This window comes from Cyanothece sp. BG0011, from assembly GCF_003013815.1.
Taxonomy (GTDB): domain Bacteria; phylum Cyanobacteriota; class Cyanobacteriia; order Cyanobacteriales; family Microcystaceae; genus Crocosphaera.
In genome coordinates this window covers 19,741-28,310 of sequence record NZ_PRLH01000107.1, presented here as the reverse complement: position 1 = coordinate 28,310, position 8,570 = coordinate 19,741, and the positions used below count along the sequence as shown (strand labels likewise).

Genomic DNA, 8,570 nt, shown 5'->3' with positions numbered 1-8,570 from the left:
TAGATTTTCTCGAACTGATGAGGTATATTTTGATCACTCCTAACTCAGAGCAATAACCTGTTTACCTTAGAAGTATGAGAACTATGATAAGTGTCTTAATTTATATTGTTTGTGAATTAACTCCATTCTGACTAGGAGAAAAACACTGAAAATTGATTTATTTTTTCTTTTACTTAACAATTTTTCTAGTAATTTCCCTGGTACTTTTATCTTTAAAAAACCTTCACAATCCCTATCATTGATGAGAGAAAAAACGGCTTAATGAGCAGCCATGAAGTCCTTAAAGGCAGAATTAGCTAATAATTCGAGCAACTGTAAACTTTTGTTAAAGCTCCTAACAATGGTCAAATTTCATATCCGTACGTGAAGAAGATAAACAAACCAATTTATATGTACGTTAGAGCAGAAGTTAAGTAAATAAAGAACATTATATAAAGTTGCGTTAATAAAACTAGAACCTTTACCTATTGCCTGTTCTGGCGTTATCTGTTGCTTTTCTGTTCCATATCCTTCAGCAATATTCACTTCGGATACATTGAGATCCTGTAAAAAGTGAGTTGATCTCACGGAACAATGACAAGAGATTACTAAAGATATTTCCTTAAAAGCACCTAATTAAAGAGTTTTAAGGACTAATCCCAAGACGAATGTTGATGGTAAAATAGTAACGTTAAGAACCAATCGCATTTTAAAGGCAGTCAAGGAGTGACTCAACAGACTCATTGACGAATTCATTTCATTATTTACACCATGAAACCCCAATGAAACCCGTCATTTCTATTAAAAATCTTAATCATTTTTTTGGTAAAAATAAATTAAAAAAACAAGTTTTATTTAATATTAATTTAGAAATTAATCCTGGTGAAATTATCATTATGACAGGACCATCGGGTTCAGGTAAAACAACCCTATTATCTTTAATTGGGGCTTTGCGTTCAGTTCAAGACGGAAGTTTACGAACCGTTAATTATGAACTGAAAGGGGCGACAGAACGTAAATTGGTTAAGGTGCGTCGCTTCATGGGTTATATTTTTCAGGCACATAATCTCTTGCCATTTCTGACAGCAAGACAAAATGTACAAATGTCCCTTGAACTTCACGATAATATTAGCCATCAAGAAGCGATCGCTAAATCGGAAGAAATGTTAAAAATGGTGGGATTAGGAGAAAGAATTAATTATTATCCTGATCAACTTTCGGGGGGACAAAAACAAAGAGTTGCTATTGCCCGCGCTTTAGTTAGTCATCCGAAATTAGTTTTGGCTGATGAACCCACTGCCGCTTTAGATAGTAAAACAGGACGAGATGTGGTGGATATTATGGAAAAGCTCACCAAAGAACAAGGATGCACCATTCTTCTCGTTACCCATGATAACCGTATCTTGGATATAGCTGATCGTATTATTCACATGGAAGATGGATATTTGAAGAATTAAACAAAAAAAGGATAAGCTGTTAAATTTCGCTTATCCTTAATAATTTTATTTTAACTAGCTGCTAAATACTCTTTTACGTTACCCCGTCGTCTCCGCAGTTGTGCTAGAGCCTGATGTTCTAATTGACGCACCCGTTCCCGACTAATATTCAATCGTTTACCGATTTTGGCTAAGGACAGTTCTTTGCCATCTTCTAACCCAAACCGTAGGGTTAACACCGTTCTTTGTTGGGGAGTTAGTTCAGCCATAAGGTTACTCAAGTCTTGACGAAGTAACTCTTGAGTAATGTAGATATCAGGAGAAACTCCTTGATCTTCTAATAATTCTGACAGTTCTGTATCTTGGTTATCTCCCACTCTTACGTCTAAAGAAATGGGTTGACGGGCAATACTGAGAAATTCCCGAATTTGTGAAGGCTCAATTTCTAATTCTTGGGCAATTTCTGCCGGTGTGGCACTTCTTCCCAAGGTTTGAGAGAGTTCTCTTTGAGTTTTCTTGATTTTGTTGAGCTTTTCAGTAATATGAATGGGTAAACGGATCGTTCGGGCCTGTTGAGCGATCGCCCGTGTAATCGCTTGGCGAATCCACCAGTAAGCATAGGTAGAAAATTTATAGCCTTTGGTGGGGTCAAATTTTTCTACCCCCCTTTCCAGTCCTAAACTTCCTTCTTGAATAAGATCAAGAAATTCCATGTTACGTTTTTGATATTTTTTGGCAATGGCGACCACTAGGCGTAAATTAGCCTCGATCATCTTTCTTTTAGCCCGTTCTCCTTGTTCCAGGGCTTTTTTGAGGGGTTTTTCCTCCATGTTTACCTCTTTAGCCCATTCTTGGAGACTGGGTTCTTTGCCTAAATTTTGAGCTAGTTCCTCTTTTTTCTCCAATAAGCTCATCATGGTTTGGACTTGTTTCCCATAAATAATTTCTTGCTCATGGGTTAACAGAGGTACCCGCCCAATTTCATGCAGATAAGTCCGCACCATATCTGCTGAGTACGTAGGCTGTTTGGTTTTGGTATTAACATTAGCAGTGGGCATTGGTACTATATGACTCCTTTAAACCTGCTTATAAAGTCTGTTGCTATTTTTATCTTTCCCAGAAACTGTGTTTATTAATCCATTGAGGACTGGAAAGAAAAGTTACAAAGTGAAGTCGATATGACTTTAACTTGTTTTTATTTTAGCTTATCTGTTTAGACGATGACAATAGATGAAAGGTTCATTGATTCTCACAAGATGTTAAGATAAGCCCTTATTGGTTAGAAAGTAAGGATAACAGTAATCTTTGGCATCAGCAGTCTTCAAGTCAGCCTAAAAAATCCATAGGATTTTGTTACATTTTCTTTGACCCATGGCGGTGAAATTTTCGCTAACCTAGATAGAGAAAGAGGCTAATCAAGCCTATGTAACTCGTCAATAAGGATCAATGCTATGTCAGACTTAAATCGTGGCATTATGAAGTTTGAAGGGGCTGACAAACCTGTTTTTGGTAGCGATTTCAGCTTTTTAGTTCTTGGTGCCATTATTGGTTTAATTATCTGGGCGCTTAACGCAGCCTATACCGTTGGTTAAGTTTTCTTGACAAATTTTCACCCATAGTACAATTTTGTTAAGCTTGAACGCTAGTTTCCTAACGATCGCCAAACCGAGTCCTTTGCTGGGTCAGGTTTGGCTTGACTTAACAGTGATCCTATTAATGTTGCTGTTATCGGCTTTTTGTCTGACTATAAGTTAGGAGTGGCTTTGTTGATCATGATTTTAATTCTTTTAATTCGTCCTCAAGGTATTTTTAAGGGAACACTATAAAGGACAAGATAGTCTGAAAAAATTCATCATTAAGCTAACAATCTTATGGCTTCTCAAAAAGTTAAACCCCTAGCTTTGGCAAAAACCAGGTGGTGGCTTATTATTTCGGTGGTGATTGTCCTATTAGGGATCTCTCCTATCTTGAGTCCCAATGGTTTAGGGATTAGAGAGGGTGAAACTGTCACAAAAACCATTGAAAAAGATCCCCAGGGAAATACAACCAAGATCCTTGAGACAACAACAACCGTCCCAGGTAAAACGGTTTGGGATTGGCTGAGTTTATTAGGTGTGCCGATTACCTTAGCTATTTTAGGATATTGGCTCGAACTCAAACAGCAACAGCGAACAGAAAATGAACGAAAAGAAAAGATTTTAGAAGTCTATTTTGATCAAGTCTCTGTGTTGTTAGTGGATAAGAATTTATTAGCCATACAAGAAAAGGGGCCAGAAGTGACCTTAGAAGATGAAAAACTCTTAAATTCTGGGGTTGATTTGATTCGAGCGCGAACCTTATCAACTTTACGGAGATTTGAAAATGATCCCCAACGTAAAGGGAGCGTCATGAACTTTTTAATCGATGTGGATGCCATTAATCGATTAAAACTTAACCTGAGTGGTGCAAATCTCCGTAAGGCTAACCTTATGGCAGCCAATCTCAGCGAAGTTAATCTCAACCGCTCCGATTTAAGAGAAGCTAACCTCAGTGAAGCTAATGTGAGTCGCGGTAGCTTTAGAGAAGCGAACCTGAGTAACGCGAATCTCAGTCGTGCTTATCTCAGTGGAGCGAACCTTAGAGAAGTTAATTTGGGGGGAGCGAACCTCAGTGAAGCCAATTTAAATGGAACTAACCTCAGAGAAGCGGATCTCATTGGGGCCAATCTCAGAGAAGCGGATCTCATCAACTCTTATCTGATTGGAACTTATCTCATTGGCGCTTATCTCGTCGGAGCTTATCTCATTGAAGCTAACCTCAGTAAAGCCTTCCTGAGAGGAGCAAATCTTAAAGAAGCTAATCTCAATAAGGCGAATTTGAGTGAAGCCGACCTCAGTGACGTTAATCTTAGAGAAACTGACCTGAATGAAGCTTATCTTTTCAAAACCGTTTTTAGCAATAATAAACAACTAAAATCCGCTAAAAATTGGGATCAAGCCATTTATACTGAAGCTGTATGGGATGAAAGGGTCAGTCAATGGATGCCTAAAGATAAAGACGCTAATCAAAGAAAAATTGAAGAAATTAGAAATGCTTCTTAATTTTTGTTGAGTTGATCTGCAATGTTATCAGTTCTCGAAGCCATAATAAAATCGTTACGATGCAGTCCATTAATGGCATGAGTCCACCAAGTTACAGTTACTTTTCCCCATTCTGTGAGTATAGCTGGATGGTGTCCAGCTTCCTCAGCAGATTCTCCCACTTGTTGGGTAAATGTTAATGCTTGTTGAAAATCTGGGAATTTGTAAGCTCGTTCTAAATGGAGTTCTTGAGACACTTCTTTAACTTGCCATTGGGGAATTTCTTTTAATAATTCATTCATTTCCTCTTCTGTCACTTTGGCTGCGTCACCAGTGCAGGGGATACAATTTTGTTTTGATAATGGTTCCATTAGACTTTAATTATTCTTCTTTCTTTATATTGGCAATAACTTAAAATCGAAGTTAAAAACCTGTCTATAATAGACTTAGTATCGATCTAGGTGTGACTTATATTTTTAGCAAAAATTGAAATAAGATCACAGGACAATACAATGAATAGTTATATTATAACGAAAGTTTGATCATTTGAAATGACCAAAGGATAATTATCGATGACAACTACCCCTATTGTACCCTTGAGTCTTGAAGATTTTCTCAACAAACCTAATATTGATGAGTCGCCAGCATGGGAATATATTAATGGAGAAATCGTACAAAAATCTATGTCTCAAGGACAACATAGTAAGCTTCAATATAAACTCTGCGAAACGATTAACCAAGTTGCTGCAACTTTCAACATTGCTTATGCTTTGCCTGAGTTACGTTGTAATTTTGGCGATCGCTCTATTGTTCCTGATGTTAGTATCTTTTATTGGGACAGAATTCCTGTAACAACAGAGGGAGAAATTGCTAATCAATTTAATTCTTTTCCCGACTGGACTATAGAAATTCTATCCCCTAATCAAAAACCCACTAAAGTCATTGATAATATTTTACACTGTTTAGAACAGGGTAGCCAGTTAGGTTGGTTAATTGATCCCGACGAAAAATCAATTTTTGTCTTTCAACCTAATCAAACCCCGAAAATTTATAAAGTTAATTTATCTAATAATGAAACGCAACAAGAAACTTTACCAAGTTTAGATAAAATAGAATTAGAGTTAACGGCTAATAAAATCTTTGGCTGGTTACAAATGAAAATCAAATAATTAATTATGATTGATTACAACACAATTATTGCTAGTGAATTATCTTTAAGACAACCACAGGTTAAGAATACCCTGGAATTATTAATAGAAGGGGCAACGGTTCCTTTTATTGCCCGTTATCGTAAGGAAAAAACAGGCTCACTCGATGAAACTCAAATTAGGGATATTGGGGAACGATATACTTATTTAACTGAGTTAGAAAAACGAAAAGAAACGATTTTAGACTCTATTAAAAGTCAAGATAAATTAACTGATAAATTACAGCAAAAAATAGCATCTTGTTTATCAAAAACTGAACTAGAAGACTTATATTTACCCTATAAACCGAAACGAAGAACTAAAGCCACCATTGCCAGAGAAAAAGGCTTAGAAAAGTTAGCCGAGTCAATAAAATCTCTCAATCATCCTAATGCTAAACCCCAATCTTTAGAAACATTATCACAAGGGTTTATCTCCACAGAAAAAGGCGTTAATACCCTCGAAGAAGCGTTACAAGGTGCATCAGATATATTAGCGGAAGAAACCGCAGAAAAAGCAAATTTAAGGGCTTATCTAAGAGACTATTTAATGAAGGAAAGTGTTTTTATTTCTAAGATAAAAAAAGAGTATCCCGAAGGGAGTACAAAATATGAAATGTACCGAGATTTTCAAGCAAGTGTAACTAAAATTGCCCCTCATAATGTCTTAGCTTTATTTAGAGGAGAAGCAGAAAAAATTATTACTCTTGAGATTGATTTTGATGAAAACTTTGTCCTTTCTTATTTAGAAAACCAAGAAATTAAAACCAAAAATAAACCAATAAAATTCTTTTATCAAGAGATGATTAAAGATTCATTTAACCGTCTCATTAAACCCTCTTTACTCAGAGAAGTTAGAGCAGATCGAAAAAATTGGGCTGATATAGAATCCATTAATACGTTTGAAATTAACTTAAGAGAATTACTATTATCTCCTCCTGCAGGAATGCAGCCAACTCTCGCTATTGATCCAGGGTTTCGTACAGGATGTAAAGTAGTGATTCTATCAGAAACCGGTCAATTTTTAGAGTACCAAGCTATCTTTCCCCATAGTGGCGAAAGTAAACAAAAAGAAGCAAAAAATGTCTTAGAAAAATTGATTAAAAAGTATAATATAAAATTAATTGCCATTGGAAATGGAACCGCTTCTAGGGAAACGGATCAATTTGTTGGAGAGGTAATTAAACCTTTAGAAAATAAACCTATCAAAGTGATTGTTAATGAGTCAGGTGCCTCTATTTATTCAGCCAGTGAGATAGCAAGGGAAGAATTTCCGGACTTAGATATTACTGTCAGAGGTGCCATTAGTATTGGCAGAAGATTACAAGATCCCTTAGCAGAATTAGTTAAAATTGATCCAAAATCAATTGGAGTGGGACAATATCAACATGATGTGGATCAAAAACTATTAAAAAAGAATCTAGAGGAAACAGTAGAAAGTTGTGTTAACTATGTGGGAGTTGATCTTAATACGGCTTCTAAACAACTGTTGACCTTTGTGTCAGGAATTACCCCAACCATTGCCAATAATATTGTTAGTTATCGTGATAAAAATGGCATATTTAAGAACAGAAAAGAACTGTTAAAAGTGTCTAAACTAGGACCGAAAGCTTATGAACAAGCAGCCGGTTTTTTGAGAATTAGAGGGGGTAAAAACCCCTTAGATAATACGGCAGTGCATCCCGAAAGTTATGAATTAGTAGAAACGATTGTGAAACAATTAGGGGTATCATTAACTGATATTAATAAAGTAAGCGATCGCTTAAAATCTCTCGATTTAAACACCTTTGTAACCGATACCATTGGGTTACCTACCTTAGAAGATGTTATCACAGAATTAGAAAAACCAGGACGAGATCCCAGAGAAGAATTTAAGTATGCAACCTTTAAAGAAGGAGTGACAGAAATTAGTGATTTAACGGAAGGAATGATACTCGAAGGGGTTATTACCAATGTGGTTAATTTTGGTGCATTTGTTGATGTTGGAGTGCATCAAGATGGGTTAATTCATATTTCTCAACTGGCTAATTATTTTGTTAGTGATCCCAAAGATGTCGTCAAAGTGGGGGAAGTTGTGAAGGTGAAAGTATTAGACATTGATGAGAAATTAAAACGTATTAGTTTATCCATGAAAGAGGTTTGAAAATGAAATACTATTCCGATCTCCCCTCCCCCTAACCCCCCTGCCCCTAACCCCCCCTGCCCCTAACCCCCCCTGCCCCCCTTATAAAGGGGGGTGTGGGGGGTGTGGGGGGTTTATTGAACTATGTATTATTTTCTGTAAAAAAAATTTAACTTTTATAAATAAACTCACAATTTGTTATCCATTTTTCGTTAACGTAGAAGTAGTAGTGACAAAAAACTTCTGCTTTATCCCTTCTTTTAGAGTGGTGGGATTAACGCTTATTTCTGAATATAATGAGAGTGTTTTTACCTATGTCTAAAGTTAGACAAGTTTGAAGTGATTAGGATAGGAAAGATAGCTTGTGAATTGGAGAACTGAATGAACCTTTAAATATTGTTAGCCAAAAAGGAGAAAAGTGAGGGGAAATGATGATTAATCGCCATTTAATTAAAGAACATTCTCAGGCAACTGTTGAGGAAAGTCATAGGGATAAATATGAAAATAGACACGAAAGCAGTCTTTATCTAGAAAATCAGCCAGTTTGCCCCTGTTGTTCTTATACCTTACTCCGTCATATTAGTTTACATGGGGTTTACTGGTATTGTAGTCACTGTCATCAAAAAATGCCACCGGGACAGAATTGAGTTGTTTAAAAACATTGAGCAATTCAAACTTATTTCTTTAGGGAGAAGTTTGAAAGGTTATCTCCTGTTTAAATAAAAGATAGAGACGAATAAACAGGAGATCATCAAATCGTTTTCTAGAAAAAACCCTGACATCAACGC

General features: G+C 36.3%; 8 protein-coding genes and 1 pseudogene. 7 read left to right on the top strand and 2 right to left on the bottom strand.

Features of this window, described 5'->3' with window-relative positions; all coding sequences use genetic code 11:
- Positions 1-761 precede the first annotated feature (761 nt).
- On the top strand, positions 762-1,436 hold the full coding sequence (locus tag C4E06_RS14525) for a DevA family ABC transporter ATP-binding protein (protein WP_107668720.1): 675 nt from the start codon (positions 762-764) through the stop codon (positions 1,434-1,436).
- Between the two features lie 50 nt (positions 1,437-1,486).
- Here C4E06_RS14525 and C4E06_RS14520 read toward each other — a convergent pair whose 3' ends face one another.
- A complete protein-coding gene (locus C4E06_RS14520) occupies positions 1,487-2,473 on the bottom strand; it encodes an RNA polymerase sigma factor, RpoD/SigA family (RefSeq protein WP_107668716.1) in 987 nt (328 codons plus the stop codon).
- A 393-nt stretch (positions 2,474-2,866) separates the two neighbouring features.
- Between C4E06_RS14520 and C4E06_RS27960 the strand changes: the two genes are divergently transcribed.
- From C4E06_RS27960 to C4E06_RS14505, 3 genes and pseudogenes are all read left to right on the top strand, one after another.
- Positions 2,867-3,007, top strand: coding sequence for a hypothetical protein (locus C4E06_RS27960; RefSeq protein WP_198648696.1), 141 nt, complete (start codon positions 2,867-2,869; stop codon positions 3,005-3,007).
- A gap of 120 nt (positions 3,008-3,127) precedes the next feature.
- Positions 3,128-3,241 (top strand): annotated as a pseudogene (locus C4E06_RS29585) (branched-chain amino acid ABC transporter permease); the annotation flags it as partial.
- 45 nt (positions 3,242-3,286) lie between these two features.
- Entirely contained in the window at positions 3,287-4,495 is a 1,209-nt protein-coding gene (locus C4E06_RS14505; RefSeq protein WP_107668715.1) for a pentapeptide repeat-containing protein, read from the top strand.
- Here the strand turns inward: C4E06_RS14505 and C4E06_RS14500 are convergent.
- Positions 4,492-4,845: a 4a-hydroxytetrahydrobiopterin dehydratase gene (locus C4E06_RS14500; RefSeq protein ID WP_107668714.1), complete on the bottom strand. Its 354-nt coding sequence runs from the start codon at positions 4,843-4,845 to the stop codon at positions 4,492-4,494. The two genes, C4E06_RS14505 and C4E06_RS14500, sit on opposite strands and share 4 nt — an antisense overlap.
- 201 nt (positions 4,846-5,046) lie before the next feature.
- Between C4E06_RS14500 and C4E06_RS14495 the strand changes: the two genes are divergently transcribed.
- The 3 genes from C4E06_RS14495 (at position 5,047) to C4E06_RS14485 (ending at position 8,429) form a co-directional block, all read left to right on the top strand.
- On the top strand, positions 5,047-5,643 hold the full coding sequence (locus C4E06_RS14495) for a Uma2 family endonuclease (RefSeq protein WP_107668713.1): 597 nt from the start codon (positions 5,047-5,049) through the stop codon (positions 5,641-5,643).
- A 6-nt stretch (positions 5,644-5,649) separates the two neighbouring features.
- A complete protein-coding gene (locus C4E06_RS14490) occupies positions 5,650-7,803 on the top strand; it encodes a Tex family protein (protein WP_107668712.1) in 2,154 nt (717 codons plus the stop codon).
- 407 nt (positions 7,804-8,210) lie between these two features.
- The gene (locus C4E06_RS14485) at positions 8,211-8,429 is read left to right on the top strand and encodes a hypothetical protein (RefSeq protein WP_198648695.1); all 219 of its coding nucleotides are present in this window, start codon (positions 8,211-8,213) and stop codon (positions 8,427-8,429) included.
- Positions 8,430-8,570: the final 141 nt, after the last annotated feature.

Bases quoted from the DNA above. Each gene is read 5' to 3' on its own strand.
- C4E06_RS27960 (WP_198648696.1), top strand. From the start codon at position 2,867: ATGTCAGACTTAAATCGTGGCATTATGAAGTTTGAAGGGGCTGACAAA.
- C4E06_RS14495 (WP_107668713.1), top strand. From the start codon at position 5,047: ATGACAACTACCCCTATTGTACCCTTGAGTCTTGAAGATTTTCTCAAC.
- C4E06_RS14525 (WP_107668720.1), top strand. From the start codon at position 762: ATGAAACCCGTCATTTCTATTAAAAATCTTAATCATTTTTTTGGTAAA.
- C4E06_RS14520 (WP_107668716.1), bottom strand. From the start codon at position 2,473: ATGCCCACTGCTAATGTTAATACCAAAACCAAACAGCCTACGTACTCA.
- C4E06_RS14500 (WP_107668714.1), bottom strand. From the start codon at position 4,845: ATGGAACCATTATCAAAACAAAATTGTATCCCCTGCACTGGTGACGCA.
- C4E06_RS14490 (WP_107668712.1), top strand. From the start codon at position 5,650: ATGATTGATTACAACACAATTATTGCTAGTGAATTATCTTTAAGACAA.
- C4E06_RS14505 (WP_107668715.1), top strand. From the start codon at position 3,287: ATGGCTTCTCAAAAAGTTAAACCCCTAGCTTTGGCAAAAACCAGGTGG.
- C4E06_RS14485 (WP_198648695.1), top strand. From the start codon at position 8,211: ATGATGATTAATCGCCATTTAATTAAAGAACATTCTCAGGCAACTGTT.